Source organism: Acidobacteriota bacterium (assembly GCA_016184105.1).
Classification (GTDB): domain Bacteria; phylum Acidobacteriota; class Vicinamibacteria; order Vicinamibacterales; family 2-12-FULL-66-21; genus JACPDI01.
The window spans coordinates 32,765-59,231 of sequence record JACPDI010000034.1 but is presented as its reverse complement, the minus strand read 5'-3'; the positions used below and the strand labels follow the sequence as shown (position 1 = coordinate 59,231).

Below are 26,467 nucleotides of genomic sequence, written 5' to 3'. Positions count from 1 at the left end.
CGGGCTCCGCCTGGCCGCGCAGTTCTGGCCCGGCCCGCTGACGCTGGTCGCCGCCGCTGCGGCGGAGTTGGCCGGCGGGGTCGCGGCAGCCGACGGGACGGTCGCCGTTCGCGTGCCGGATCACGCCGTCGCGCGGGCGCTCGCGCGCGGGTTCGGGTTCCCGGTTACCGCGACGGGCGCGAATCGATCCGGCGAACCGCCGGCGTCGCGCGCCGGCGAGGTACGTGCGGCGCTTGGCGACGCGGTGGCCGTGCTGATCGATGCGGGCGAGGCGCCGGGCGGTCCGCCATCCACGATCGTGGACGTGACGCAGCAGCTCCCGCGGCTCGTGCGCGCGGGCGCGGTGGCGTGGGACCGCGTGCTAGAATCGCTGAAGTGAACGCCTCGGAACGCGCTGCGCTGGTCGGGCTGCTCTCATCGCAGATGCAGGCCGCCGATCCGGAGCATGCGCTCGACGAGCTGGCCGGGCTCGCTGAAGCGGCCGGCGCGCTCGTCGTCCTGCGGCTGCTCCAGGAGCGCCCCAGGCCCGATCCCGCCACGTTTCTCGGCAGCGGGAAAGTGGAAACACTCGCCGCGGCATGCGCGGACGCGCGCGTGGACGTCGTGATTTTCGACAACGAGCTGTCGCCCGCGCAGCTCCGCAATCTCGAAGAACGCCTGCGTGTCAAAGTCGTCGATCGCACGCAGCTCATTCTGGACATCTTCGCCGGGCGGGCCCGCACGCGCGAGGGCAAGCTCCAGGTGGAGCTCGCGCAGCTCAAGTACCTCATGCCGCGGCTGGTCGGCGCAGGCACCGCGCTCTCGCGGCTGGGCGGCGGCATCGGGACTCGCGGACCGGGCGAGACCAAGCTCGAAACGGACCGGCGGCGGATTCGTCACCGCATCGCGTCGGTGTCCCGCGACATCGACGACGTGCGCCGGCGCCGCGGTCAGCTCCGCGAGCGCCGGCGCAAGGCGGCGGTCGCCACCGTGGCGCTCGTGGGGTATACCAACGCGGGCAAGACGACCCTGTTCAACGCGCTGACGGGCGAAGCGGCGCGCGCGTCGGACGCCCTGTTTGTGACGCTCGACCCGCTGGTGCGGCGCGTCAAGTTGCCGGACCGGCGCCAGTTCCTCCTTTCGGACACGGTCGGGTTCATCGACCGGCTGCCGCACCAGATCGTCGCCGCATTCCGGGCGACGCTCGAGGAGGCCGCCGAGGCGGAACTGCTGCTGCACGTCATCGACGCGTCGGCGCCCGAACGCGAGCGCCACATCGATACGGTGCGGAGCGTCCTGTTGGAGATCGGCGCGTCGCGCGTGCCGGCCATCGAGGTGTTCAACAAGACGGACCTGCTCGACCCTGTCGAGCGGACGCGGCTCCAGGCCATGCACCCCGCGGGATTCTGCATCTCGGCGCTGCGCGGGGAGGGACGCGCGGAACTGCTGGATGCGATCGCATCGCGACTCGCGCTCGATACGGCGCGCGTGACGCTGGAATTCGGCGTCGACGGGGCCGATCGCAGCGCGATCGCGGAGCTGTACCGTCACGGCCGCGTGCTGCGGCACCTGACGTCGGACAAACGCGTATCGATCGAAGCCGAGCTGCCGCGCCGCGTGCTGCCACGCTTCGCCGCCTATCATTCATGACGCGTGTGGATCGTTCTCTCGTCACGGCCGCGCTGCTGCTTGCCATGGCGGCGGCCTGCGCCCCGAAAACCGCGGCGCCCGTTGCGGCGGCACCCCGGTACCCCTCCTTCATTTTTCCCGGCGTGCCCGGGATCCTCGCGCAGCAGCCCGCGCTCGTCGCGCGGCACGACGGAGCGTGGCGCTTTCTCCAGGCCGGCGACCTGCGTGCGGCGGAGCGCGAGTTCGCCTGGGTCACCGGGCAGCTCCCGACGTTTTTTCCGTCGCAGGTTGGACTCGGCTACGTCGCGCTCGCGCGCCGGGACTACCGCGAGGCGCTCGAGCGCTTTGAGCTGGGACTGGTCGTCGCGCCGAACTATCCGTCCGGGCTGGTCGGACGCGGCGAGGCGCTCCTCGGCCTCGGCCGCCAGGCGGAGGCGATCGTGAACTTCGAGGCGGCCACCGCCGCCGATCCCTCGCTCACCGAGCTGCGCGCGCGCGTCGAGTCGCTGCGCTTCCGCAATCTCGAGGACCAGGTCGCCTCCGCCCGGAGGGCGCGCGACGCGGGCCGGTTCGACGAGGCGGCCACCGCCTACGAGCGCGCGCTGGCCGCATCGCCGGAGAGCGGGTTCCTGTACCGCGAGCTGGCGATGGTCGAACAGCGGCGCGGCCGGCTGGAGCCGGCGCTTGCGCACGCGCAAAAGGCGATCGAACTGGATCCGTCGGACGTCCGCGCGCGCGTGCTGGCCGGGGAGGTCCTGGAGTCGCAGCGGCAGTTCACGGCAGCGATCGCCGAGTACGAGGCGGCTGCCGCGGTCGAGCCGAGCGACGAGCTGGCGAGGCGGATGGAAAGGGCGCGCGAGCGCGCGGCGCTCGCGGAACTTCCGCCCGAGTTTCAGAACATCCAGGCCGAGCCGATGATCACGCGCGCCCAGCTTGCGGCGCTCATCGGGGTCAGGTTGAACGATCTCCTCGAGCAGGCGACGCGACGCGAGACGCCGGTCATGACCGACACGCGCGGGAGCTGGGCCGCGCCCTGGATCATGGCGGTCGTCCGCGCCGGCATCATGGATCCGTATCCGAACCACACGTTCCAGCCGGGCGCGTACATCAGGCGCAACGACCTCGCCATGGCGATCAGCCGGCTGCTGGGAACAGTGGGGACCGCCAATCCGCGCGCGCTCGAGAGGTGGCGCGCGGCGCGCCCGAAATTCGACGACCTGCCGGCCACCCACTTGATCTACCCGGCCGCCGCCCTCGCCGTGGCCGCCGGCGTGCTGCCCGCGATCGACGGGAATACGTTTCAGCCTGGACGCGCGGTGTCAGGCGCCGAGGCGCTCGCGTCGCTCGAGCGCCTCGACGCGCTCTGGCGCGACGGCACGCGGCGCCGGTGATGACGAGCACGCTGACGGCCGCCAATCAGCTCACGCTGCTGCGGATGGCCCTCATCCCCGCCTTCGTCATCTTTCTTCTGTACGGCTACAGCGGGTGGGGGCTCGTCACCCTGGTGGCTGCCGGCATCACCGACGGACTCGATGGCCTCATCGCGCGCCGCACGGGCCAGAAGACCACGCTCGGGGCCTGGCTCGACCCGATGGCCGACAAGCTTCTGCTGGTGACGATGTTCGTGATGCTGACGCTGCCGGGCCTCGGGTTTCCCAACCGGCTGCCGATCTGGCTGACGGTCCTCGTCATCAGCCGGGATGTGGCGATCGTGCTGTCGGTCGCCGTCGTGAATTTCGCGATCGGCCCCCGCACGTTCCACCCGTCGATCTGGGGCAAGCTCGCCACCGCCACCTACATCGTCACCGGGGTGGTCACGCTCACCTTCAACTACCTCAATCGCCCGTCGCCGCTCGTGGCGGCGTGCATTTACGCGTCGCTGGTCGTCACCATCGTGTCGGGCGTCCACTACGTCCGCCACGGGATCCACATCATCAACCAGCAGAGCTGATTGGCCTTGCCGCCGGTCCGACTCAGCGGTAAACTAGGACACTGCCTCCATTTCCAAGACGGAGATGACCCATGCTGGAAGCCTTCCGGAAGGGCAAACCTGCGCGCGAACAGGCCGATGAACTGCAAGTTCTGATTGCGACTGCCCGGCAGGAACGCGAGCAGCTGGCGAAAGCCCTCGCCGATCTGCAGGCCCACGGCGGGAAAGTGACGGAAGCCGCCCGGACGCTCCACAAGGTGGAGGAGCGGGCGGGGGGGATCGCCGCACGCCTGGACGATCTGTTCGAGAAGCTCGGACAGGCGGACAAGAAGGGGGCGACGGCCGAGGCGCTGGACGCGCGGGTCCGCGAGCTGACCGACACCATCGGGAAGGCGGCGCGCGAGGCGGAGAAGCTGACGGCGCCCGACGGCGAGCTGCAGAAGCACCGCAACGCGCTGCAGAGCCTGTCGTCGCACGCGCTGCAGACGCGCGCGAGCCTCGACGCGCTCAAGAAGGAGCAGTCGGCGCTCGACGAGGTCCGCGAGCAGTTGCGGCAGTCGACGACGGATGTGCGCGAGGCGGCGGAGCGCGCGACCGCGCTTCGCACGGAAGTGGATCAGCTGCGCGCGGCGGCGTCGCAGTTCGCGCAGGAGAACGCCCGCGTCCGCGAGATCACGCGCGAGGCGCGCGAGGAAGCCACTGCCGTCACCGAGACGGTGAAGGAAGTCGAAAAGAAGATGGGCGCCCTCGCGAAGCTCCAGGAGCTGACGCGGACGACCGAGGAACGGCTGGCCACGCTGAACGGGCTGGCCGAGCACGTCGGGCAGAAGGTGAAAGCCCTCGAGAACCAGAAGCACACCGTCGAGCACGCCGTGGTCGAGGCCAACCGCCTGAACGAGATGATCTGGCACATGGAAGTCCAGATCGGGAAGTTGAACGAAGGGGCGCGGCAGGCGTCGCGGACCCAGGAGACGGTCGAGCGCATCGACAAGCTGGCGCGGGAGGCGCAGGCGCAGCTCGAGACGGCGACGCGCGCGAAGGACGCGCTCGCGCAGGAGATCGGGCGGCTCGAGCGGGACCGCGGCACGCTCGCCGAATTCATCCGCGGGTACCTGGAGCGGCTCACGCTCGAGCGCCGCGAGTTCGACGGGTTCGAGCAGCGCGTCAAGACGCTGCAGACGACGCTGCGCGAGGCGGAGAACCGGATGGAAGCGGTGGCGGGGCGCGAGCGCAACGTCGCCGCGGTCGGGCAGCGCGCCGACGCGCTGTCCAAGCAGCTCGACGAGCTGGCGATCCAGGCCGAGGAGCTCCAGAAGAAGCAGATGGCGGTCGAAGGGCTGCAGGAAGCGCTGTCGCACGTCGACGAGCTGTCGGCGAAAACGGCGCGCCAGTACGAGACGCTCGTGCAGAGCCGGCAGGATCTGGAGACGCTGCGGCGCGACATCCAGGAGTTCTACAAGAGCCACGCGGCCGCCGCGCAACTGCGCGACCGGCTCGGCGAGGACCGCGCGGCGCTCGAGTCCTTCCTCGAGCGCATGGGCGCGTTCGGCACCAGCGTGCCCGAGCTCGACGCCAAGATGGACGCGATCAACGGCAAGCTGTCGATCGTCGACGAGGCGACGCAGAAGGCGACGAACCTGGTCGGGATTGCCGACGACCTCGATCGCCAGATGACGCGGCTCGCCGGGCAGCAGCAGTTCGTGGAGCGCGTCGAGGTGCGGCTGAACGCGCTCAACGCGCTCAGCGGTGACGTCGACCGCAAGATGGACGAGCAGATCCGGCGCCGGGGGGAGGTCGAAGGACTGCGGAGCGTCTGCGACGGCCTCGCGCTGCAGATCACGGACGTGCAGCAGAAGCTGGAAGGTGTGAGCGCGCTGCAGAACAAGCTGCTGCCGCTCACCGCGCAGCTCTCGATGCTGAAGTCGCAGATCGACAAGGCGCACGCGCGCATCAGCGCCCTGCGCCGCGACGAGTCGGAGCTGGCCGACCAGGAGAAGCGGCTGAGCGACATGCTGGCGAGCAGCCAGAACATCTCGGCGGATACCGGCGAGCGGCTGCGCCAGATCCAGGCGCTCGGCGACGATCTGGCGCGGTCGGTGACGGTGAAGGACGAGCTGGTCGAGGAACTCACGCGGGTGCAGGCGCGGCAGCGTGACGTCGCGCAGCAGCTCGAGGCCTCCGACGATCAGGTCAAGCGTCTCGAGGCGACGCTCAAGTCGCTCGATCAGCGGCGCGCCCAGCTGGCGTTCTCCGAGCGGCGGATCGACGTGTACGAGGCCAAGCTCGCCGAACTGGCCGGACTCACCGGCGAGGTGGAGCGGAAGCTCGAGGCGGTGGCGGCGCGCGAGGGGGTGCTCGACGCGCTGCGCAAGGAGGTCGAGGCCGTGCACGAGGTGAGCGCGCGGTCGCGGGCGGACCTGCAGCACGTGGAGGACCGGCGGGCGCAGCTCTCCATTCTCAAGACGAACGTCGATCAGCTGCTCGATGCGGCGGGGGAGACCGAATCGCGGCTCGCCGCCATCGAGGCGCGCAAGGCGCTGGTCGACGAGGTCCAGCTGAAGACCAGCGTCATCGTCAACATGCTGCAGGACGTGCAGGTGAACATGGAGACGCTCGGCGAGCACAAGGCGGTACTCGACCACGTCATGGAGACCTTCGCGCGCTTGACCGAGATGTCCAGCGAGGCGCAGGCGACGCTCAAAGCGCTGCACACCGAGCGCGAGCTTGCCGAGCGTATCGAGCGCGGCATCCAGCAGCTGCGCGTCAGGACCAGCGCCGCGGCCAGCTAGACAGAAGCCAGAGGCCAGGTACCAGGGCGGTCAAGAGGTCCCGCGTACGCCATCGTCGGTCGTACCTGGCCCCTGACCTCTGACCCCTGGCCTCTATCCGAGTTTCTTCCTGAAATACTCGATCGTGGCGGTGAGCCCCTCTTCCAGCCCCACCTTCGGCTCCCAGCCGAGCAGGGTGCGTGCGCGGGTGATGTCGGGCTTTCGGACCTTGGGGTCGTCTTCCGGCAGCGGCATGTGGACGATCCGGCTCGACGATCCGGTCATGCGCACGATCGTGATGGCGATCTGCTCGATGGTCATCTCGTGCGGGTTGCCGATGTTGACCGGCTCGTTCTCGCCGGACAGCATCAGCCGGATCAGTCCGTCCACGAGATCGCTGATGTAGCAGAAGCTGCGCGTCTGCGATCCGCTCCCGAAGACCGTGATGTCCTCGTTCCGGAGCGCCTGGGCGATGAACGTGGGGACCGCACGGCCGTCATTGATCCGCATGCGAGGCCCGTACGTGTTGAAGATCCGGACGATCTTCGTGTCCAGCCCGTGGTACCGGTGATACGCGACCGTCATCGCTTCCGCAAAGCGCTTCGCCTCGTCGTAGACGCCGCGCGGCCCGATCGGGTTCACGTTGCCCCAGTAGCTCTCCGTCTGCGGATGCTCGAGCGGGTCGCCGTACACCTCCGACGTGGACGCGAGCATGAACGACGCCCCCTTCGCCTTCGCGAGGCCGAGCGCCTTGTGCGTGCCGAGCGCGCCGACCTTCAGCGTCGGGATGGGATGCTCGAGGTAGTCGATCGGGCTGGCCGGGCTCGCCCAGTGCAGCACGTAATGGACCGGGCCGTCGATGTAGATGTAGTTCGTGACGTCGTGCTTGATGAACAGGAAATCCTTGTTCGCCAGGTGCGCGATGTTCGCCAGATCGCCCGTGAGCAGGTTGTCGACCCCGACGACCGAGTAGCCTCGTGCGAGGAGGGCATCCGCCAGGTGCGAGCCGATGAAGCCTGCGACACCGGTGATGACGACCCGTTTGCCGTGTGTCATTCGAAGGCCTGCTTGCCGAACCCGCGCAGGACGGTGAGCCAGATGATCTTGAGGTCGAGCGCAACCGACCAGTTCTCGATGTAATACAGGTCGTACTCGATGCGTTTCTCGAGCGACGTGTTGCCGCGCCAGCCGTTGACCTGCGCCCAGCCGGTGATGCCCGCCTTCACCTTGTGTCGCAGCATGTACTGCGGGATCCGCTGCTTGAACTGATCGACGAAATACGGGCGCTCGGGCCGCGGGCCGACGATCGACATGTCTCCCTTGAACACGTTCCAGAACTGCGGCAGCTCGTCCAGATCGAAGCGCCGCAGGTGACGGCCGATCGGCGTCGCGCGCGGGTCGTCGTCGCGCGCCCAGACAGGGCCGGACGTGTCTTCGGCGCCCGCGTACATCGAGCGGTACTTGTAGACGGTGAACGCCTTGCCGTCGAGCCCCATGCGCTCCTGCCGGTAGAAGACCGGGCCCTCGGAGGTGAGCTTCACGATGGCGGCGATGATCGCCATCGGGATGGCGAGCACGGCAAGCGCCGCGGCGGAGATCGCGATGTCGGTCATGCGCTTCAGGACCGAGTTGAAGCCCTGGAGCGGGACGTCGTTGATCGCGATCATCGGGATGCCGTCGAGGTCCTCGAGCCTGGCGCGGATCGCGATGAACTGCAGCAGGTCGGGGATGACGCGGACGTCGACCACCTCGCGGCTCGTCTGGTCGATGATCGTCAGCATCTTGACGTGCTCTTCGAGCGGGAGCGCGACATACACCTGGTCGACGCGCTCGCGCTGCAGGATCTCGCCCACGTCGGCCAGCGTGCCGAGCAGTGGCAGGCCGCGATAGCCGATGTGATCGCCCACCGCGCGGTCGTCCACGAACCCGACGATGAGATACCCGAGCTCCCGGTGCTCGATGACCTTGTCGGCGACGAGGCGGCCGAGCTCTCCGGCGCCCGCAATGAGCACGCGTTTCAGCCCGATCCCGGCGCGCCACCGGCGCTGGAGCAGCTCGCGCACCACCACGCGCGACCCGAACGTGAAGAGGACCGTCAGGGTCAGGAACAGGGCCCAGACCAGCTGCGAGATCTCGTAGACGCCCCGGTCCTTGTTGACGTCCGACACGTAATACGCCTGGAAGTACAACGTGCCGACGATGCCGAGAACGACGGCGAGGACGGTGCCGATGAAGACGCCGAAGAAGTCGTCGACGCGCGACCGTCCGCGGCGCAGCCGATAGACGCCGTGGAGCTGGAAGGCCAGCGGGACCAGCATGCCGATGAACGGCATGACCTGGAGGTAGTTGCCGAACGGGGGGCGTCCCTTCGTGAGCGGGATCAGGCCCGAATCGAACCGGATGTAATACGCCGCCGCGAACGCCAGCATCCCCAGCAGGGCGTCGGCGAGGATGTGCAGCGTGACGAGCAGGCGGTTCTGGCGTCGGACCATCAGTTCAGCGAATCCTGGACCGCGGCGGTCATGCCGCGGACGAAGTGTTCCGTGGAGAATCGCAGCGCGTGCGCGCGCAGCGTTCCGGCGTCGACGTCCATCGCGGCGACGCGGCGGAGGCCGGCGGCGAAGGCCGTCACCGACGCGTCCGGCACGAGCACGCCGGTGACGCCGTCCTGCACCGTTTCGAGCGCCCCTCCGCGGGCGAGCGCGACCACGGGGCACCCGCACGCCTGCGCCTCGACCGGCACCATCCCGAAATCCTCCTCGCCTGGCATCACGAGCGCCACGGCCCCGCGGTAGAGCGTGCGGATGTCGTCGTTCGTCAGCGAACCCAGGAATTCGATGCGTGGGGACGCCAGCCGGCGCAGCCGGGACAGCTCCGGACCCCGCCCGACGATTTTGAGCGGCATCTGGAGGGCGTCGGCGGCCGCGATGGCCAGGTCGAGCCTCTTATACGGCACCAGCGCGGACACCACCAACAGGTAATTATCGGCTAATCGGGCGTCGGGCGTGAAGAAGTCGGTGTTGACCGGCGGGTGCACGACGGTCGCCGCCCGTCCGTAGTAGCGAGCGATGCGGGCGGCGACGTGCCGGGAGTTCGCGACAAACCGGTCGACGCGCGCCGAGGTGTCCGCGTCCCAGCGCGACAGCCGCCGCATGTAGCGCCGGAGCAGGCGCATGGGGACGCGCCCCATGCGTTGCTCGCCGAAATACGCGTCGAACTGGTCCCAGGCATACCGCATCGGCGAGTGGCAGTAGCAGACATGGGTGGCGCGCCCGGGCCGCACGACCGCCTTGGCGGCGCAGTGGCTGCTGCTGATGATGAGATCGTAGCCGTCGAGGTCGAACTGCTCGATCGCGAACGGAAAGACCGGCAGATAATGCCGGTACAGGCGAGAGGCGGCGGGAAGGCGCTGGACGACCGAGGTCCGGCGGACGCGCCGCTCGATGACCGGTGAGACGCTGCCGCGATCGTGCAACAGCGTGAAGACGTCCGCCTCGGGGAACATGCCGCAAAGCGCCTCGAGCACGTACTCGCCGCCCCGCATCCCGGTCAGCCAGTCGTGGATCAGCGCGACCTGTGGCATTTACCTGGACCCCACCTCGTCGTAGATCGCGCGCACCCGCTCGGCCGATCGCGACCACGAGAACTCCCGCGCCCGCTTGAAACCGCGCTCCCGCAGGCCGACGCGAAGCGAATCGTCTGTGAGCACCGTCTTGATGCCGGCCGCGATCGCTTCGGCGTCGTACGGATCGATCAGGAGTGCGGCGTCGCCGGTGACTTCCGGCATGGAGGAGACGTTCGACGTGACGACCGGCGTGCCGCTCGCCATCGCTTCGAGTGGCGGCAACCCGAACCCTTCATACAGCGATGGGAACACGAACACGGCGGCGAGGCGATAGAGCGCGGCGAGCGTGTGGTCGGGCACGAAGCCGAAGAACCGGACGTGCTGGTGCAGCTTGTACCGGTGCACCGTGCGGCGGAGCGTGGCGTACTTGGAGATCTCGTCGCCGATGATCAGCAGCTTGAGATCGTCGAAGCCCTCGCGGCGAAGCTGATGAAACGCCTCGATGAGCCGTTCGAGATTCTTGTGCGGCTTGATGTTTCCCGCGTACAGCAGGAACTGGCCGGTGAGCTGGTACCGTTCGCGGACGCGCTCCATCTCGTCGTCGGTCGGGCGGGTCCAGAACCGGTCGTCGATGCCGTTGTAAATGACCTCGATCTTGTCCGGCGGGATCCGGAAGTACTGGAGGATGTCGCGCTTGGACGTTTCCGAGACGGTGATGATCCGTTCCGCCTGGTGCGTGGCCGTCCAGAGAAACATTCGCGCGTATGCGTGCGCGAGCTTCCGGTGGGGCAGGTACTGGGGAAACCGCAGGTGGATGCAGTCGTGGATCGTGACGACGGCGCGGCACGGCACGAAGGGGGGCAGCACGTAGTGGGGCTCGTGAAGCAGGTCCACCTTGTGGCGGCGCAGGTCGAGCGGGACGCTGAACTGCTCGGCGACCGAGTAGGGACGCGAGGCGTCCGGCACGGCGGTGAAGTTCGGGCCGAGGTCGCGCGCCATCGCGCAGTGGTCCGGCCGGCAGATCAGGACGTACTCGTTCGTGCGGTCCTGCAGCGCGAGCTGCTTGAGGATGTTGCGCACGTACGTGCCGATGCCATAGTCGTGGAGCTTGCGCGCGTCGATCGCGATTCGCATCGTGGGGTCAGATCCAGAATTCTAACTTTTTTCGTGGGCTGGCACCGTCCGGGGTCAACCCACGAAAAAAGTTAGAATTCTGGATCTGACCCCACGATACAGCTGCAACAGCCAAGTCCAATACGGGTGATGTTTACGATAGAAGGCCAGTTGGCTCCGGCGGTAGCCAGCTTCGACCAGATGTGGTGATTTTGCGCGAGAACGGCCCCGCAGGTGTGTCACGGTGGCCACGGGGGTGAAGAGGACGCGGCGGCCGAGACGCCTCACGGCCGCGCAGAAGTCCGCATCCTCCAGATACATGAAGTACCGCTCGTCGAGCAGCCCGGCGTCCACCGCGTCGGCCCGGCGCACCAGCAGGCACGCACCCGTCACCCAGTCGGGAAAGTGCTCGACCGAGGTCCGCCGTTCCACCTCGCGCACTGCCCAGGCGGCGCCTCGCGCCGCCGCCGTCCCAAGCCGCTTCTGCCGCGCTTCGTTGATGGGGCCAGGCATCGGCCCGAAGGACAGCTCCGGCCGTCCCTGCGCATCAACCAGCCTCGGCCCAGCGACCCCGACGCCCGGAACGGCTTCGGCGCGGCCGACCAGGCGGTCGAGCGCACCTTCCGGCACGATGGCGTCGCTGTTCAGCAGCAGGACCCAGCGGCTGTTTCCCGGGGCGGTTTCGCGGATTCCCACGTTGTTGGCCGCGGCAAAACCGCGGTTCTCGGCGAGCGCCACCACCTTCACTTGCGGAAACCGGGACCGCACCATCGCCACCGAGTCGTCGGAGGAAGCGTTGTCGACCACGACGATCTCGTGGGGAACGGCAGGCGGATGCGCGAAGAGGGACTCGAGGCAGGCCGCGAGATCCTCCCGCACGTTGAAGCTGACGATGATGACAGCCAGCTGCGGACTCATCGGCGCGCGACCCTTTCGAGGACCTGCAGGGTGTCCTCGGCGGCGCGGTCCCAGGAGTAGCGGGTTAGTACGGCGGGGGCCGCTTCGAACACCCGCAGCCGCGCCCGGTCATCGGTCAGCAACGTCCGGATGGCCAGCGCGAGCGCGTGAACATCGCCAGGCTTCACGAACACCGCCGCGCGGCCACACGTCTCGTGCGCGATGGCGGTATCGGCGACGATCGGCGGGACTCCTGAGGCGAGCGCTTCAAGCGGCGTCAGTCCAAACCCCTCATAGTCTGAAACGAACGCGAACACCCGCGCGCGCGCGTACAAGTCGTTCAACCGCTCGTCGCTGACGTAATCGGCGAGCTCCACGGCATGCTCGATCTCCAGGCTGGCGGCGAGCGCCCGAAGATCCTGGCGCGGCTGGGTCCGGTTCTCGCCGACAACAACCAGGCGCGCGTCGCGCACGTGGGGCAGCACGCCGCGGAGGGCCGCCATCAGCTCGGGAACATGCCGCCTGGTGAACACCGACCCGACAAACAGCACCATGGGTTCGCGAGCGATTGGAACCGCCGGCGGGCGCGGGCGCGGCACACCGTGGCGCACCACGTGGATGCGGTCCGCTGGAACGCCGAAGGCCTGCGAAATCTCCGAGGCGGAGAACTCGGACACGGTGAGGATCGCGGCAGCGCGCCGGGCGGTCGCGCGGGTCAGCAGCCGGCGCCGCGTCCCCTCGCGGAACGTGAACCACTCGGGGTGTGCCACAAACGACACGTCGTGAATCGTCACCACGATCGGCACCCGTGCGCCGAGTGGCGCCGTGTAGGCGGGACAGAAGAGGACCGCGGGCCGCTCGCCCGCCGCGATGCGCGCCAGCGTGCGCTGCTCCCACCAGGTGCCCGCCGGCCCGTGCCCCGTTTCGATCATCCTGAACCCGAGCTCGCCGGCGTTCCGAAGGTCGTGAGCGCACAGCACGATCTCATGCAGCGAGGCGACGTGCGGCGCATTCCAGCGCCGGAGAATCTCGCGCAAGTAGCGACCCACTCCGGTGGGGCGGCCCGCCAGCTCGCGCGCATCAACGAGGACCTTCATGCCCTCTCCCGCCGGCGCCGCAGGGCCGCGTCGTATGCGCGCCTGAGGGCCTCCGCCGAGCGCGTCCAGGAAAACGCCCCGGCGCGCGCACGGCCGGCTTCAGCGAGCGCGCGCCCCCGCGCTGAATCCGTCGCGAGACGCCACATCGCGTGGGCAATCGACTGCTCGTCCTCAGGGTCCACAAACAGGGCGGCATCGCCGAGGACCTCGGGGAGCGAGCCGCGACGCGACGCGATGACGGGCACCCCGGCCGTCATCGCTTCGAGCGCCGTGAGGCCAAAGCCCTCGTGCAGTGACGGGATGAGGAGCGCGAGCGCCCCTTCGTAAAGCTGGCGTTTCTGTGGCGGCGAGACGTATCCCAGCCGGACCACGCGATCCTTCAGCGGTGGACGTCCAATCTGGGCGAGCCAGGCGGCCGACGAATCCAGGATCTTTCCGGCCAGGTGCAGCGGGGGTGCGCCAGGCAGCCGGTCGAGCAGCCGCGTGTAGGCGGCCAGCAGCGCGCCGATGTTCTTGCGCGGCTCGAGAGTCCCGATGAACAGGAAGTAGCCGGAAACGGGCGTCTGCGCGCGCGGCTCCCACGCCGGAGCGCCGGCCGGCACGAGGGCGACGCGTTCGTCCGGCACGCCGAGAATGCGCGTCACCTCGGCCGCGGTCACCTGCGACGAGACCACCACCAGGTCGGCGCGCTGCGCATGCTCCCGCGCGAACCGGGGATAGTCCCGGCGGATCTCCCGCTGCGTTCGCTCCGGATGGCTCAGGAAGTCAAGGTCGTGAATCGTGATCACCTGCGCGGCGCGCCGCGCCGGCATCAGCAGCGGGTGCGCCGAATGCGCGATGTCCGCCGGCCCCGCAAGCGCTTCGATGGGCGGCCATCCGGCGCGGTGCCACGCGCAGTTGAGCACGCGTACCGGGACGCGGGCATCCACCGCCTCGACGCCGGGCAGATCCGCTGCCTCGAACCGATCCTTCCACGAGCTCGAGAACACGACGACGCGATCGTCGGGTCGAGCCCGCGTCACCTCGACCAGCGCCCGGGCCAACTCGTGGACATATTCGCCGACCCCCGTGCGCTCCCGCAGGGCCGGCCGGTAATCCAGGATGATCCGCAAACGGCTGCCATGCTAGCACAGGCATAGGGCGTACCCCCGCTTCCCGCCCGTGCCGACAAGTGCTTGTCTTTCAATGGATTGACAGCCTTTTCAAGCTCATGTTACGTTAGGGAGTTTTATGCGAATTGCGATCATAGGTACAGGGTATGTCGGCCTCGTTGCCGGCGCCTGTCTGGCGGAGACCGGCAATCAGGTCATCTGCGTCGACAGGGAGGAATCCAAGATCGCGAAGCTCCGGCGGGGGAAGATCCCGATCTACGAACCTGGCCTCGAGGAGCTGGTTACACGGAACAAGAAAGAGGCACGCCTCTCGTTCACCACCACGCTGGAGCGCGCCGTCCGTCAGTCGCAGATCATTTTCATCGCCGTGGGGACGCCGCCAGGCGACGACGGATCGGCCGACCTGCAACACGTGCTCGGCGTCGCCCGGGAAATCGGCCGGGCGATGAACGGCTACAAGGTCATCGTCGGCAAGAGCACGGTGCCCGTCGGCACGTCGGTGAAAGTCCGCGATGTCATCCGCCGCGAAACGACGCATCCCTTCAGCGTGGTCAGCAATCCGGAATTCCTGAAACAGGGGGCGGCGATCGAGGACTTCCTGAAGCCGGACCGGGTGGTGGTCGGGGCGGAAGATCCGCGCGCGGCCGACCTCATGGTGGAGCTTTACAAGCCATTCACGCGCACCGGCGCTCCGATCATGGTGATGGACTGCGCCAGCGCGGAGCTGTGCAAGTACGCCGCGAACGCGATGCTCGCGACGCGCATTTCGTTCATGAACGAGGTGGCGAACGTCTGCGAGCTGTTCGGCGCCGACGTGGACCAGGTGCGGCGCGCCATCGCCGCCGACAAGCGGATCGGTCCGGCATTTCTCTTCCCGGGGATCGGCTACGGCGGCAGCTGCTTTCCGAAAGACGTCAAGGCCCTCATCCGCTTCTCGGGGGACCGCGAGTACGAGTTCCGGATCCTCAAGGCGGTCGAGGACGTCAACGAAACGCAAAAAACACGGCTGCTTGGGCGGATGGAAAAGCACTTCGGCTCGCTGAAGGGCAAGCGCGTCGCGGTGTGGGGCCTTGCCTTCAAGCCGAGGACCGATGACATGCGGGAAGCGCCCGCCATCGCGCTGATCAAAGGGCTGCTTGCCAGGGGGGCGCGCGTGCAGGCCTACGATCCCGAGGCGATGGAGGTGGCCAGGGGCATCTTCGGACCCAAAGTGGAGCTGGCCAAGAGCGGGTACGAAGCGTTGAAGGGGGCCGACGCCCTGGTGGTGGCCACGGAGTGGAACGAGTTCCGCGAACCCGACTTCGCGCGCATCAAGAAGCTGATGCGCGAGCCGGTTGTATTTGACGGCCGGAACATCTACACGCCCGGCGTGCTTCGCGCGCAGGGTTTCACGTACTTCTCGATAGGGCGGTAGGCGCCGATGGCCACGATCCTGGTCACCGGGGGCGCGGGATACATCGGGAGCCACGCCGTCAAGGCGCTGCTCGCCAGCGGGGACCGCGTCGTCGTGTACGACAACCTGTCAGCCGGCCACTCAGAGGCGGTGGCCGCGCTGGCCCGCCGGTTCGGCGGCGAGCGGGTGTCGCTCGTGCGCGACGACATCCGGAACGTGGATGCGGTCCGCCGCGCGTTGCGCGACCACGGCGCGGATGCCGTCATGCACTTTGCCGCGTGGCTTTCGGTCGGCGAGTCGGTGCGGGATCCGATCGGCTACTACCGCAATAACGTGGCGGGCGCGCTCTCGGTGCTCGAAGCGATGGCCGCCGAGGGCGTCACGTCGTTCGTGTTCTCCTCGACGGCGGCGGTGTTCGGCAACCCGATCGAGACGCCGATCACCGAGGGTCACCCGACGCAGCCCATCAACGCGTACGGCGAAACGAAACTGGCCATCGAGCGTGCGCTGCCGCACTTCGAGCGCGCGTACGGCCTCTCGTCGGTCGTCCTTCGGTATTTCAATGCCGCCGGCGCCGATCCCGAGGGAGACCTTGGCGAGGACCACGATCCGGAGCTGCATCTCATTCCGCTCGCCCTGGCGGCCACGCAGGGGGGGACCCCGCTGAGCGTGTTCGGCGACGACTATCCGACGCCAGACGGGACGTGCCTCCGCGACTACATCCACGTCTCCGACCTGGCCGACGCGCACGTGCTGGCGCTCCGCCACCTGCGCGCGCGCGGCGCGTCCGCATCCTACAATCTGGGCAACGGCCGGCCGACCTCGGTGCGGGAGGTCATCGAGGCGGTCGAGCGCGTCACCGGACGCAGAGTCGCGTGGAGCATGGGCACGCGGCGGGAGGGAGACCCGGCGGTGCTGTTTGCGTCGAGCGAGCGGATCAAGGGCGAGCTGGGCTGGCGCCCGCGCTTCGAGGACATCGACACGATCGTCCGCACGGCGGCGGAATGGTCGCGGCCGGGCGGCGGCTTCGCGAGGAACCTGGCCTGATGTCGCGCATTCGCGGCGCGCTGCGCGATCCGCTGCTGTCGGTCGTCATGCCCGTCTTCAACGAGCGTGAGACCATCAGGGAGATCATCGGCCGCGTGCTGGCGGTCGGGATTCGGACCGAGCTGATCGTTGTGGATGACGGCTCGACCGACGGCACCCGGGAGATCCTCCGGGAGCTCCACGCGCAATACGGCTTCACGCTGATCTTCCAGGAACGCAACCAGGGCAAGGGGGCCGCGCTGCGGCGGGGATTTGTCGAGGTCACCGGAGACATTGTCGTCATCCAGGACGCGGACCTCGAGTATTCGCCGGAGGAATTCCCGAGCCTCATCGAGCTGATCTGCGAGGGGCGCGCCGACGTCGTCTTCGGCTCGCGGTTCCTCGGCCGGCATCGCGTCTTCCTGTTCACGCACTACGCGGGCAACCGGCTGCTGACGCTGCTCACCAACGTGCTCTACAACACGATCCTGAGCGACATGGAGACCTGCTACAAGGCCATGAGGACCGAGGTCCTGCGGTCGTTCACGCTGCGGTCGAACGGGTTCGGCATCGAGCCGGAGATCACGGCCAAGATTTTCAAGCGGAAGTACCGCGTGTACGAGGTCCCCATCACGTACGATGGGCGCGGCTACGACGAAGGCAAGAAGATTACCTGGCGCGACGGTGTCGTCGCGCTCTGGGTCCTGCTGAAGTACCGGTTTACCGAGTGAACGCCTTCCTTCGCCTGCTTCGCTTCGCCCTGCCGTACCGCGGCCGCCTCGTGGCGGCGCTCGCGGCGATGCTGGCGTACGGCGCGGCGTCGGCGGGAATTGCGTACCTGATCAAACCGATATTCGACAAGGTGCTGCTCGCCGGGATCGACATCTGGTCCACGTCGGCGCTGATCCTCCTCGCCTACCTGGTGAAGGGCATCGGCGCCTATTTTTCGGTGTACCTGATGACCGACGTGGGGCAGCGCGTGGTGCTCGACGTCCGAAACGCGCTCTTCGGGCACATCCTCGGGCAATCCGCCAGCTTTTTCGCGCGGCGAACCAGCGGCCAGCTGATGTCGCGGATCACCAACGACGTCGGCCAGATCCAGCAGGCCGTCTCGGAGACGATCGGCGATCTGCTCCGTGAGACGCTCGCGGTGGCCGGATACCTCGCGCTGATGTTCTGGTACGACGCGCGACTTGCGCTGGTCGTGCTCACGGCCGCTCCCATCGTCGTCTATCCGCTCGTGCGCCTCGGGCAGCGGGTGCGCCGGACGACGCGGCGCAGCCAGGAAGATCTCGAGAACCTGACGCACATCACCGCGGAGGCGTTCACGGGCCACCGGATTGTCAAGGCGTTCGGCGCGGAGCGCCAGGAGGTGGAGCGATTCGAGCGCGCCTCCGCGCGGCTGTATCGAACCAACATGAAGGTGATCGGCACGGTGTCGGTGCTGCCGCCGCTGATGGAAGTGCTTGGCGGCGTCGCCATCGTCGGGGCGCTCTGGTACGGCAGCCGTGAGATCGCCGCCGGCCAGCTGACGACGGGCGAGTTCGCGGCGTTCCTGGCCGCCTCGTTCCTGATGTACGGGCCCGTCAAGAAGTTGAGCCGCGTCAGCGCCAACCTGAACCAGGCGGTGGCCGCATCCGAGCGCATTTTCGAGATGATGGACACGCACTCGGAGGTGCTGGACCGCCCGGGCGCGCAGCCGCTGCCGCCGATGCGGCACTCGGTCGAGTTCCGCAACGTCTCGTTCGCCTATGACGACGCGGCGGCAACGCCGATCCTCCGGGAGGTGTCGTTCGACGTTCCTGCCGGCCGGATGTTCGCCATCGTCGGCCTGAGCGGGGCCGGCAAGACGACCCTGGTGAACCTGATCCCGCGATTTTACGACGTGACGGGGGGCGCGATCGCGATCGACGGAACCGATATCCGTGACGTCACGCTGCAGTCGCTGCGCGGGCAGATCAGCATGGTGACGCAGGAAACGGTGCTGTTCGACGACACGATCGCGCGCAACATCGCCTACGGCGCGCCGGGCGCGACCGATGCGGACATCGAAGCGGCGGCCAGGGCGGCGCACGCCCACGAGTTCATCACGGGGCTGGCGGGGCAGTACCAGAGCCGCATCGGCGAGCGCGGGCAGCGGCAGCGCATCGCGATCGCGCGCGCGCTCCTCAAGAACGCGCCGATCCTCATCCTCGACGAAGCCACGTCCTCGCTCGACGCCGAGTCCGAGCTGCTCGTGCAGGACGCGCTGGCGACGCTGATGGCGAACCGCACGTCGTTCGTCATCGCCCATCGCCTGTCCACCGTCCGCCGCGCCGATGCGATCATCGTGCTCGAGGCGGGGCAGATCGTGGAGCAGGGGCGGCACGACGAGCTGCTCGCGCGCCCGGACGGCGCCTACGCGCGACTGTACGCGCTGCAGTTGTTCGACCGCAGGAAGGAGCCCGCAAACGCGTGATTAAATCGATGACGGGGTTTGCCTCGCTCTCGCGCGACGACGAGGCGGCGAGCATCGGGGTGACGCTTCGCGCCGTGAACCATCGCTATCTCGATCTGCAGGTCCGGCTGCCGCAGGCGCTGGCCGCGCTGGAACCGAAACTGCGCGCGCTCGTGCAACAGCGGCTGGGGCGCGGACGCGTCGAGCTGAACGTGTCCGTCCAGATGCGGCAGGCGCAGGCGCCCGACGTGCTGCTGAACGACGCGTTCGTCGAGGCGCTGAACGCCGCGCTCGAGCAGGCGCGCGCCCGCGGCCTCATTGCGGGGCCGCTCGGTGCCGGCGACCTGCTGCGCGTGCCGCAGGCGCTTGTGATCCGCGATCGCGCCGAGGCGATCGAAAACGGCACGGCGGCGTCGCTCGAGCGCGCCGTCCTCGAGGCGGTGGGCGGGGCGCTCACGGCGCTCGACAGTATGCGCGCGCGCGAAGGGGAGGGGCTCGCGGCGGACCTGGAGAGCCGGCGGATGCGCCTGCGGGATCTCATTGCCCGCGTCGCGAGCGGCGCCGATACCGGCCGCGCCGCCCGCGAGCAGCAGCTCGCCGAGCGCATCCGCGAGCTCGGCGCGGACGGTACGGTCGATCCGGCCGTGCTCGCGCAGGAGATCGTGCGGTTCGTCGCCAGGTCCGATATCACCGAGGAAGTCGTCCGGTTCAACACGCACCTCGAGCACTGGCAGTCGCTCGCGGCCGGCGGGGAGCCCTGCGGCCGCAAGCTCGATTTCCTGCTGCAGGAGCTGAACCGCGAGATCAACACGATCGGATCGAAGGCGGAGGGGGCCGCGGTGTCGGCCCTCGTCGTCGAGGTCAAGGCGGAACTCGAGCGCGTGCGCGAGCAGGTCCAGAATGTCGAGTAAAGAGGGGCTGCTGTTCGTCGTGTCCGCGCCGTCGGGGACGGGCAAGACGACGCTGGTCGAGCAGCTCGTGCGGCTCGTCCCGAACCTGCGGATGTCGCGCTCCTACACGTCGCGGCCGGCCCGGCCGGGCGAGTGCGACGGCGTCGACTATAATTTTGTGACGCGCCCACGCTTCGAGGCCCTGATCGCCGGGAACGAGTTCCTGGAGTGGGCCAACGTGTTCGGGAACCTGTACGGGACGCGCCGCGCCGACACGGAAGCGCTCCTGGCGGCGGGACAGGACGTCGTGCTGGTCATCGACGTCCAGGGGGCGCGACAGGTCCGCACGTGCGGCCCGCCGACGATCAGCGTGTTCGTGCTCCCGCCCTCCTACGACGCGCTCGAGCAGCGGCTGCGCGGGAGGTGCAAGGACCCGGAGGACGCCATCCGGCGCCGTCTCGCCACCGCGCGTGACGAAGTGGCGGCGTTTGCCGAATACGACTACGTCGTGGTCAACGACCAGTTCGACGCCTGCGTGGACCGGCTGCGCAGCATCGTGACGGCGGAACGGGCGAGGCTCGACGTCGTGCGGCCTGCAGCCGAGTCGATCGTGTCGACGTTCCGGGTGAAGGCGTGAAGGGCAAGCGGCGGCGGACGCCGCCCGGTGGAAGTACAGGAGAAGGATCGTGCAGAGAACCGAAGTGAAGAACGCGTTTGAATTCGTCGCCGTGGCCAGCGCCCGTGCGCGGCAGCTCCTCAACGGATGCACCCCGAAGGTCGAGGCGATGACGCCCAAGAAGGCGCGGGTGGCGATGAAGGAAGTGAAGTCCGGCGCCGTGCGCAAGGAAGACACGCCGGCCCGCTGACACAGGGGGCATCTATGTCGCTGATCGCGTTGGGCGTGAGCGGAGGCATCGGGGCCTACAAGGCGGTCGAGGTCGTGCGGCGTCTCCAGCAGCGCGGGCATGACGTCGTCGCGGTCATGACGCGCAGCGCGCGCCGGTTCGTGGGGCCGGTGACGTTCGAGGCGATCACGCGGCACACGGTGATCACCAGCCAGTGGACGCCGGGCATGAACGCCGACGTCGAGCACATCTCGCTCGCGACGGACATCGACCTGCTGCTCGTGGCGCCGGCGACCGCGAACATCGTGGGCAAGTTCGCCAACGGTATCGCGGACGACTTTCTCACCTCTTTGTACCTGGCGACACGGGCGCCGGTGCTGCTCGCGCCGGCCATGAACACGCGCATGCTCGAGCACGAGGCGGTGCAGCGGAACGTCGCGACGCTGGCCTCGCGCGGGGTGCGCTTCGTGGAGCCGGGCGAGGGCTACCTCGCGTGCGGCTGGATGGGGAAGGGGCGGCTGGCCGAGCCCGACGCGATCGCCGAGGCGGCCGAGGACGTGCTGCGCCCGCGCCAGTCCCTGGCGGGCCGCCGCGTGGTGGTGAGCGCCGGACCGACCTACGAGGACCTCGATCCCGTCCGCTTTCTGGGGAACCGTTCCAGCGGCAAGATGGGGTTTGCCGTCGCCGCGGAAGCGCATCGCCGCGGCGCGCACGTCACGATCGTGTCCGGTCCCACACGGCTGGAGCCTCCACCGGGCCCCGCGGTCGTTCGCGTGCGGTCGGCCAGGGAGATGGGCGAAGTCGTGCTGCAGCATGCAGGCGGCGCCGACCTGGTGGTCATGGCCGCGGCCGTGGCGGATTACACCCCCGCGGCCGGCGCCGCGCCGGTCAAACTGCCCAAGGACGATGGCACGTTGACACTGAAGCTCAGAAGGACGATGGACATTCTGGGCGAGCTGGGCCGGCGGCGCGAGGGCGCCCCCTCGCCAGTGCTCGTCGGGTTCGCCGCGGAAACGGGTGAGGTCGAGCCGCGCGCTCGCGAGAAGCTCGCGGCCAAGGCGATCGATCTGATCGTCGCCAATGACGTATCGCAACCTGATCGCGGCTTCGACACCGACATGAACGCCGCGACGATCGTCTCGGCGGCGGGCGAAGAGCGCCTGCCGCTGCAGAGCAAGCGTGACATGGCGCGCGCCATCCTCGACCGCGCCGAGGCGCTCCTGCAGGCGCGGGCGGCCGCATCAGAGCCGGCGCGGTAACGTGGCGGACACCCGCGATCTTCGGGCGCAGGCGGCCGAGCACCTGCGTTTCTTTGGCGAACTCGGCGTCAGCGGCATGAGCCGAGACGTGCGCTGGCGGAAGCGCACGGGCGAGCAGGAGCCTGTCAGGACCGAGGGCCTCGCCGACGAGGGACTCGCCAACGCCGACCACCAGAGGCCGGAGGGCGGACGCGCTCACGATCGTCTCGTCGAGATCCGCAACGATCTCGGCGACTGCACGCGGTGCAAGCTGCACCGGCTCGGCCGCACGCAGATCGTATTCGGAGTGGGCAATCCCGACGCCGATCTGATGTTCGTGGGCGAAGCGCCGGGCCACGACGAGGACATCCAGGGATTTCCGTTTGTCGGACGCGCGGGGCAGCTGCTCACGAAGATCATCGAAGCGATCGGGATGCGCCGCGAAGACGTCTACATCGCGAACGTCCTCAAGTGCCGCCCACCCGAGAACCGCAACCCGGAGCCGGACGAAGTGGCCAGCTGCCAGCCATTTCTGCGGAGGCAGATCGCGGCGGTGCGGCCGAAGGTCATCGTCGCCCTCGGATCCTTCGCCGCGCGCACGCTGCTGAATACCGAACAGGCGATTTCGCGGCTCCGCGGCCGCGTGTACGAGTACGAGGGCGCACAGCTCGTCGCGACGTACCATCCCGCCTATCTGCTGCGCAGCCCTGACAAGAAGCGCGACACCTGGGAAGACATGAAGAAGGTGCGCGAACTGCTTGCGGCAGGGCGATAGCCGTGTTCGTCTCCGTCGCGGTTGCCGTTCCCGGCGTCGATCTCCTTACCTATCGCGTTCCTGAGGGCTGGCCGGCGCCGGCTGCGGGCGCGCGCGTGCTGGTCCCGGTGGGCGCGCGCACGATCACCGGCATTGCCGTCGGCGCCGCGGAGGCGCCGGACCGATCGGTTGCCGTCAAGCCGCTGACCGATGTCCTCGACACCGAAGCGTTCCTGCCGCCCGACGTGGTACGGCTCGCGCAGTGGGTTTCCGAGTACTACGTCAGTCCTCCCGGCGAGGCGATTGCCGCGGCGATGCCCCGCGTGCGGAGGTGGAGAGCGAGCGACGGGTACGCATCACTGGCGCGGGAATCGCGGAGGCGCCGCGCGCCCGCGGCGCACGGCAACGCCTGCTGCGCGCGCTCCAGGGCGGGCGCGCCGAGCCGATCGCCGGGCTCGCGCGGACGGTTGGCGATGGGGGCGCGCGGCGCGGCATCCACGCGCTCGTCAACGCGCTCGCGGCCGAGGGACTGGTCACGATCGAGCAGCCGCTGATCGGCCGGGCGCAGGCGTTTCGCACCGAGAGGGTCGCGGCCATCACCGCGCAGGGGCTGGATGAGTCCGCGCAGCCGCGGCTCGGCCCGCGGCAGCTCGAAGCGATCGCCGCGCTGCGCGGCGCCCCCGAAGGGCTGAGGGTGGCGGACCTCGGGGATCGTGGGATCGACGCGGCCACCGTGAAGCGCCTCGCCTCACGCGGGCTCGTCGCCGTCCGCACGCGCCGCTCCGAGCGGGACCCGTTCGGCGCGGCCGGCGCACCGGCCGGCGCGCTGGATACATCCGGGCTGGAACTGACGGCGGAACAGACCGCCGCCATGACTCGCCTCGAACCCAGGCTCCGCGCGCGCGCGTTCCACGCCGCGTTGCTGCACGGCGTGACCGGCAGCGGCAAGACGGAAATCTATCTGCGGCTCGCGCGGACCTGCATCGCGCAGGGGCGCCGCGTGCTGATGCTCGTGCCCGAGATCGCGCTCACGCCGGCGGTGGCCGCGCGGTTCCGCGCGGCGTTCGGCAACCGGGTGGCGATCCAGCACAGCGGCTTGTCCGACGGCGAGCGCCACGATCAATGGCATCGCATCCGGTCCGGCGGGATTGACGTGGCGGTGGGCACCCGCTCGGCGGTGTTCGCGCCCCTGGCCGACATCGGCCTGATCGTCGTGGACGAGGAACACGACGGCTCCTACAAACAGGACGAGCGCCCTCGCTACAACGGCCGCGATGTCGCCATCGTCCGCGCGCGCGACCAGAAGGCGCTGGTGGTGCTCGGGTCGGCGACCCCGTCGCTCGAGAGCTACTTCAACGCGGAGAACGGCCGCTACGAGAAGATCGTGCTCGAGCGGCGCGTGCTCGACCGGCCGCTTGCCGGCGTGCAGGTCGTGGACATGCGCGAGGAGATGGCCGCCGAGGGGGCAGACGTCGTGCTCGGCCGCGCGCTGGTCGAGGCGCTGCACCGGACCATCGAACGGGGCGAGCAGGCGGTGGTGCTCCTGAACCGCCGGGGGTACGCCGCGGCCGTGTTCTGCCGGCAGTGCGGCGGCACCGCGGAGTGCCCGAACTGCAGCGTGTCGCTGACCGTGCACCTGCAGTCACGCCGCGCACGGTGCCACTATTGCAGTTACTCGATGACGGTGCCGAGGCAATGCCCCAAGTGCGCGGCGCCGTACCTCGATCACATCGGGTTCGGCACCGAGCGCGTCGAGTCGGAGGTAAGGAAGACGGTGCCACGCGCCCGCGTGGCGCGGCTGGACCGGGACACGGTACGCCGGCGCGGCGCGATCGCCGCGCTGCTTGCCCGCTTCGCGGGCGGGGAGATCGACGTTCTGGTGGGCACGCAGATGATCGCGAAGGGGCATGACTTTCCGCGGGTCACGCTGGTAGGCGTCGTCTCGGCGGACGTCGGGCTCGGTCTGGCGGATTTTCGCGCGGCCGAGCGGACCTTCCAGCTGCTGACGCAGGTGGCGGGACGCGCCGGCCGCGGCGACGCGCCCGGCACCGCAATCATCCAGACGCTGTTCCCCGGGCACTACAGCATCCGGCACGCGTGCCTGCAGGATTACGACGCGTTCTTCCGCGAAGAACTCCGCTATCGCCAGGCGATGCGATATCCGCCCGCGGTCGCGCTGATCAACACCATCGTACGCGGCAGTTCGCTCACCGATGCGATGACGACCGCGACCGATCTGGCGCGGCGCGTGCGCACCGGCCCGTACAACCTCCGCGTGCTCGGGCCCGCCACCGCGCCGCTCAGCCGGCTGCGCGGCGAGCACCGCGTGCAGTTCTTCATCAAGGGGACCAACCGCCGCGCGATGCGCGAGGCGCTGGTCCGCGCCCTCGCGCACCTGCCGGAGCACAAGCGGAAGATCGTCGTGGACGTCGATCCGATGACGGTGCTGTGAAGGACGCCCTGCTAGCGGAGGAGCTCCAACGGTTCGATCGGAACGGGCGTGAAGCAGACCACGAACACCACCGCGGAAAACAGCGCGACAGCGCGGCGCGGCGGATCGAGCTCGATCGCGTCGTCGATGACACTGGGATGCTTCGCGCCGAAGGCGAGCAGCATCAGAACCATCATGACGGTGACGACCATCCAGCTGCTCGACACGAACGTGAGGCCAACCGCCACGGCAATCGTCACCAGCGAGATGATCGTGGACCGCCGCCCGAGCGCCGCATAGGAGATGTGCCCGCCATCGAGCTGTCCGAACGGCATCAGGTTCAGCGCCGTCGCGAACAATCCGAACCAGGACGCGAATACCATCGGATGCATGTTGATCGAATACCCGTCCGGTACCGCTCCCCACACGATCCTCGCCGCAGCCCTGAACAGCAACGGCTCTCCCAGCGCCAGGCCGCTGAAGTCGGCCGGCAGCGGGGCGATCGTCGACATGGCCAGCCCGGCGAACAGGGCCGGCACCAGCACCGCGAAGCCCGCGAGCGGCCCCGCCACGCCAATGTCGAATAAGATCCTCCGGTTGGGGAACGCTTCGCGAATCCTGATGAACGCGCCGATCGTGCCGGTCAGCGGCAGCGGCGCAGGCAGGAAGTACGGTAGCGTGGCATCCACCTGGTGGTAACGGCACGCGAGATAGTGACCCATCTCGTGTGCTCCCAGGATGAGAAGCAGCGTGCCGCTGTACCACAGCCCCTGGGGCCAGATGTAGGACAAAAGCTCGCCGGTCGCCAACGCGCGCGCGCCGAAGTCGGAGAGAAAACTGGCGTAGTGGAGGCCGCCGGCGGCGGTTGTCGTCACAAGCGTGATCAGCAGGAGCAGGGCGTGAAGCCAGTAGCGGTGATGGAATCGCCGCGAGGGCCATTCGCCGCAAGGGATCTCGGACGAGACGGATGCCGGGTCCGCCCACTGCAGCTCGGAGGGCTGCAGCGGCGCCGGCCGATATTCGGTGGACACGTGACGCGGCTAACCGCCGATATTCTGGAGTTCCTTGCCCGGTTTGAAGCGGATGGTCCGCCCGGGCGGGATGCGGACTTCCTTGCCCGTTCGCGGGTTGCGGCCGATGCCTCGCTTGCGGGGCTTCACCTGGAACACGCCGAAGCCGCGCAGCTCGATCCGCTCGCCGCGCTGCATCGAGAGCCGCATCGCATCGAACACGGCGTCCACGGCGACCTCAGCCTTCACTTTGGTGATGTCGGCCACGCGCGACACCTCGTTGACGATGTCGACCTTGATCATGCTTAGCCGCTCCTCGGAAGTGATAAATAGCATAAAGTCAGTCACTTACA

The 26,467-nt window shown here is 68.8% G+C and carries 24 protein-coding genes; 15 read left to right on the top strand and 9 right to left on the bottom strand.

All coding sequences use genetic code 11. The features are described 5' to 3' along the window. The 5 genes from HYU53_12820 to HYU53_12800 all read left to right on the top strand — a co-directional run. The coding region (locus HYU53_12820) for a Sua5/YciO/YrdC/YwlC family protein (protein MBI2222074.1) at nucleotides 1-379 on the top strand (379 nt) is incomplete at its 5' end. Between the two features lie 44 nt (nucleotides 380-423). Further along, nucleotides 424-1,629 carry a GTPase HflX gene (gene hflX, locus HYU53_12815; protein ID MBI2222073.1) on the top strand — a complete coding sequence of 402 codons (1,206 nt, stop codon included), beginning with the start codon at nucleotides 424-426 and terminating at the stop codon, nucleotides 1,627-1,629. A 5-nt stretch (nucleotides 1,630-1,634) separates the two neighbouring features. Then, nucleotides 1,635-2,999, top strand: a complete 1,365-nt coding sequence (locus HYU53_12810) for a tetratricopeptide repeat protein (protein ID MBI2222072.1) — start codon at nucleotides 1,635-1,637, stop codon at nucleotides 2,997-2,999. Then, the gene (locus tag HYU53_12805) at nucleotides 2,999-3,559 is read left to right on the top strand and encodes a CDP-alcohol phosphatidyltransferase family protein (protein MBI2222071.1); all 561 of its coding nucleotides are present in this window, start codon (nucleotides 2,999-3,001) and stop codon (nucleotides 3,557-3,559) included. Before HYU53_12810 ends, HYU53_12805 begins: the two co-directional genes overlap by 1 nt. A 71-nt stretch (nucleotides 3,560-3,630) precedes the next feature. Then, a complete protein-coding gene (locus tag HYU53_12800; GenBank protein ID MBI2222070.1) occupies nucleotides 3,631-6,327 on the top strand; it encodes a hypothetical protein in 2,697 nt (898 codons plus the stop codon). 93 nt (nucleotides 6,328-6,420) lie between these two features. Here the strand turns inward: HYU53_12800 and HYU53_12795 are convergent, their stop codons facing one another. The 7 genes from HYU53_12795 to HYU53_12765 are packed head-to-tail and all read right to left on the bottom strand — an operon-like array spanning nucleotide 6,421 to nucleotide 14,090. Next, complete coding sequence (locus HYU53_12795; GenBank protein ID MBI2222069.1) at nucleotides 6,421-7,362, bottom strand: SDR family oxidoreductase; 942 nt, start codon at nucleotides 7,360-7,362, stop codon at nucleotides 6,421-6,423. Further along, nucleotides 7,359-8,798 (bottom strand): undecaprenyl-phosphate glucose phosphotransferase, encoded by a 1,440-nt coding sequence (locus HYU53_12790; protein MBI2222068.1) that lies wholly within the window; start codon nucleotides 8,796-8,798, stop codon nucleotides 7,359-7,361. The genes HYU53_12795 and HYU53_12790 overlap by 4 nt, the downstream gene beginning before the upstream one ends. Continuing rightward, a complete protein-coding gene (locus HYU53_12785) occupies nucleotides 8,798-9,889 on the bottom strand; it encodes a glycosyltransferase (GenBank protein MBI2222067.1) in 1,092 nt (363 codons plus the stop codon). The genes HYU53_12790 and HYU53_12785 overlap by 1 nt, the downstream gene beginning before the upstream one ends. Next, nucleotides 9,890-11,005 (bottom strand): glycosyltransferase family 4 protein, encoded by a 1,116-nt coding sequence (locus HYU53_12780; GenBank protein MBI2222066.1) that lies wholly within the window; start codon nucleotides 11,003-11,005, stop codon nucleotides 9,890-9,892. Nucleotides 11,006-11,059: 54 nt separating this feature from the next. Next, nucleotides 11,060-11,863, bottom strand: coding sequence for a glycosyltransferase family 2 protein (locus HYU53_12775; GenBank protein MBI2222065.1), 804 nt, complete (start codon nucleotides 11,861-11,863; stop codon nucleotides 11,060-11,062). A 35-nt stretch (nucleotides 11,864-11,898) separates the two neighbouring features. Beyond that, nucleotides 11,899-12,978, bottom strand: a complete 1,080-nt coding sequence (locus HYU53_12770; protein MBI2222064.1) for a glycosyltransferase family 4 protein — start codon at nucleotides 12,976-12,978, stop codon at nucleotides 11,899-11,901. Beyond that, nucleotides 12,975-14,090 carry a glycosyltransferase family 4 protein gene (locus tag HYU53_12765; GenBank protein ID MBI2222063.1) on the bottom strand — a complete coding sequence of 372 codons (1,116 nt, stop codon included), beginning with the start codon at nucleotides 14,088-14,090 and terminating at the stop codon, nucleotides 12,975-12,977. Before HYU53_12765 ends, HYU53_12770 begins: the two co-directional genes overlap by 4 nt. A 118-nt stretch (nucleotides 14,091-14,208) precedes the next feature. On the opposite strand from HYU53_12765, the gene HYU53_12760 reads away from it, so the two are divergent. The 10 genes from HYU53_12760 to priA all read left to right on the top strand — a co-directional run bounded on the left by HYU53_12760 (nucleotide 14,209) and on the right by priA (nucleotide 25,125). After that, nucleotides 14,209-15,504, top strand: coding sequence for a UDP-glucose/GDP-mannose dehydrogenase family protein (locus HYU53_12760; protein ID MBI2222062.1), 1,296 nt, complete (start codon nucleotides 14,209-14,211; stop codon nucleotides 15,502-15,504). 6 nt (nucleotides 15,505-15,510) lie between these two features. Further along, nucleotides 15,511-16,530: a UDP-glucose 4-epimerase GalE gene (gene galE / locus HYU53_12755; protein ID MBI2222061.1), complete on the top strand. Its 1,020-nt coding sequence runs from the start codon at nucleotides 15,511-15,513 to the stop codon at nucleotides 16,528-16,530. Further along, on the top strand, nucleotides 16,530-17,240 hold the full coding sequence (locus HYU53_12750) for a glycosyltransferase family 2 protein (GenBank protein MBI2222060.1): 711 nt from the start codon (nucleotides 16,530-16,532) through the stop codon (nucleotides 17,238-17,240). Before galE ends, HYU53_12750 begins: the two co-directional genes overlap by 1 nt. Further along, a complete protein-coding gene (locus tag HYU53_12745; protein ID MBI2222059.1) occupies nucleotides 17,237-18,967 on the top strand; it encodes an ATP-binding cassette domain-containing protein in 1,731 nt (576 codons plus the stop codon). Before HYU53_12750 ends, HYU53_12745 begins: the two co-directional genes overlap by 4 nt. After that, a complete protein-coding gene (locus HYU53_12740; protein MBI2222058.1) occupies nucleotides 18,964-19,857 on the top strand; it encodes a YicC family protein in 894 nt (297 codons plus the stop codon). The genes HYU53_12745 and HYU53_12740 overlap by 4 nt, the downstream gene beginning before the upstream one ends. Beyond that, nucleotides 19,847-20,473 carry a guanylate kinase gene (gmk, locus tag HYU53_12735; GenBank protein MBI2222057.1) on the top strand — a complete coding sequence of 209 codons (627 nt, stop codon included), beginning with the start codon at nucleotides 19,847-19,849 and terminating at the stop codon, nucleotides 20,471-20,473. The genes HYU53_12740 and gmk overlap by 11 nt, the downstream gene beginning before the upstream one ends. Nucleotides 20,474-20,522: 49 nt before the next feature. Next, entirely contained in the window at nucleotides 20,523-20,702 is a 180-nt protein-coding gene (locus tag HYU53_12730) for a DNA-directed RNA polymerase subunit omega (GenBank protein MBI2222056.1), read from the top strand. 14 nt (nucleotides 20,703-20,716) lie between these two features. Then, nucleotides 20,717-21,940, top strand: a complete 1,224-nt coding sequence (coaBC, locus tag HYU53_12725; GenBank protein MBI2222055.1) for a bifunctional phosphopantothenoylcysteine decarboxylase/phosphopantothenate--cysteine ligase CoaBC — start codon at nucleotides 20,717-20,719, stop codon at nucleotides 21,938-21,940. Between the two features lie 76 nt (nucleotides 21,941-22,016). Beyond that, nucleotides 22,017-22,694 carry a uracil-DNA glycosylase gene (locus tag HYU53_12720; protein MBI2222054.1) on the top strand — a complete coding sequence of 226 codons (678 nt, stop codon included), beginning with the start codon at nucleotides 22,017-22,019 and terminating at the stop codon, nucleotides 22,692-22,694. 310 nt (nucleotides 22,695-23,004) lie between these two features. Further along, complete coding sequence (gene priA / locus HYU53_12715) at nucleotides 23,005-25,125, top strand: primosomal protein N' (protein ID MBI2222053.1); 2,121 nt, start codon at nucleotides 23,005-23,007, stop codon at nucleotides 25,123-25,125. An 11-nt stretch (nucleotides 25,126-25,136) separates the two neighbouring features. On the opposite strand, the gene HYU53_12710 is transcribed toward priA, so the two are convergent. Next, a complete protein-coding gene (locus HYU53_12710; GenBank protein MBI2222052.1) occupies nucleotides 25,137-26,135 on the bottom strand; it encodes a site-2 protease family protein in 999 nt (332 codons plus the stop codon). Between the two features lie 9 nt (nucleotides 26,136-26,144). Beyond that, the gene (locus HYU53_12705; GenBank protein MBI2222051.1) at nucleotides 26,145-26,417 is read right to left on the bottom strand and encodes an integration host factor subunit beta; all 273 of its coding nucleotides are present in this window, start codon (nucleotides 26,415-26,417) and stop codon (nucleotides 26,145-26,147) included. Between the last annotated feature and the right edge of the window lie 50 nt (nucleotides 26,418-26,467).

What these genes read in the sequence shown, in the direction of transcription:
- hflX (MBI2222073.1), top strand. Translation starts at nt 424, where the DNA reads ATGCAGGCCGCCGATCCGGAGCATGCGCTCGACGAGCTGGCCGGGCTC.
- HYU53_12805 (MBI2222071.1), top strand. Translation starts at nt 2,999, where the DNA reads ATGACGAGCACGCTGACGGCCGCCAATCAGCTCACGCTGCTGCGGATG.
- HYU53_12800 (MBI2222070.1), top strand. Translation starts at nt 3,631, where the DNA reads ATGCTGGAAGCCTTCCGGAAGGGCAAACCTGCGCGCGAACAGGCCGAT.
- HYU53_12795 (MBI2222069.1), bottom strand. Translation starts at nt 7,362, where the DNA reads ATGACACACGGCAAACGGGTCGTCATCACCGGTGTCGCAGGCTTCATC.
- HYU53_12790 (MBI2222068.1), bottom strand. Translation starts at nt 8,798, where the DNA reads ATGGTCCGACGCCAGAACCGCCTGCTCGTCACGCTGCACATCCTCGCC.
- HYU53_12785 (MBI2222067.1), bottom strand. Translation starts at nt 9,889, where the DNA reads ATGCCACAGGTCGCGCTGATCCACGACTGGCTGACCGGGATGCGGGGC.
- HYU53_12780 (MBI2222066.1), bottom strand. Translation starts at nt 11,005, where the DNA reads ATGCGAATCGCGATCGACGCGCGCAAGCTCCACGACTATGGCATCGGC.
- HYU53_12770 (MBI2222064.1), bottom strand. Translation starts at nt 12,978, where the DNA reads ATGAAGGTCCTCGTTGATGCGCGCGAGCTGGCGGGCCGCCCCACCGGA.
- HYU53_12760 (MBI2222062.1), top strand. Translation starts at nt 14,209, where the DNA reads ATGCGAATTGCGATCATAGGTACAGGGTATGTCGGCCTCGTTGCCGGC.
- galE (MBI2222061.1), top strand. Translation starts at nt 15,511, where the DNA reads ATGGCCACGATCCTGGTCACCGGGGGCGCGGGATACATCGGGAGCCAC.
- HYU53_12750 (MBI2222060.1), top strand. Translation starts at nt 16,530, where the DNA reads ATGTCGCGCATTCGCGGCGCGCTGCGCGATCCGCTGCTGTCGGTCGTC.
- gmk (MBI2222057.1), top strand. Translation starts at nt 19,847, where the DNA reads ATGTCGAGTAAAGAGGGGCTGCTGTTCGTCGTGTCCGCGCCGTCGGGG.
- coaBC (MBI2222055.1), top strand. Translation starts at nt 20,717, where the DNA reads ATGTCGCTGATCGCGTTGGGCGTGAGCGGAGGCATCGGGGCCTACAAG.
- HYU53_12720 (MBI2222054.1), top strand. Translation starts at nt 22,017, where the DNA reads ATGAGCCGAGACGTGCGCTGGCGGAAGCGCACGGGCGAGCAGGAGCCT.
- HYU53_12705 (MBI2222051.1), bottom strand. Translation starts at nt 26,417, where the DNA reads ATGATCAAGGTCGACATCGTCAACGAGGTGTCGCGCGTGGCCGACATC.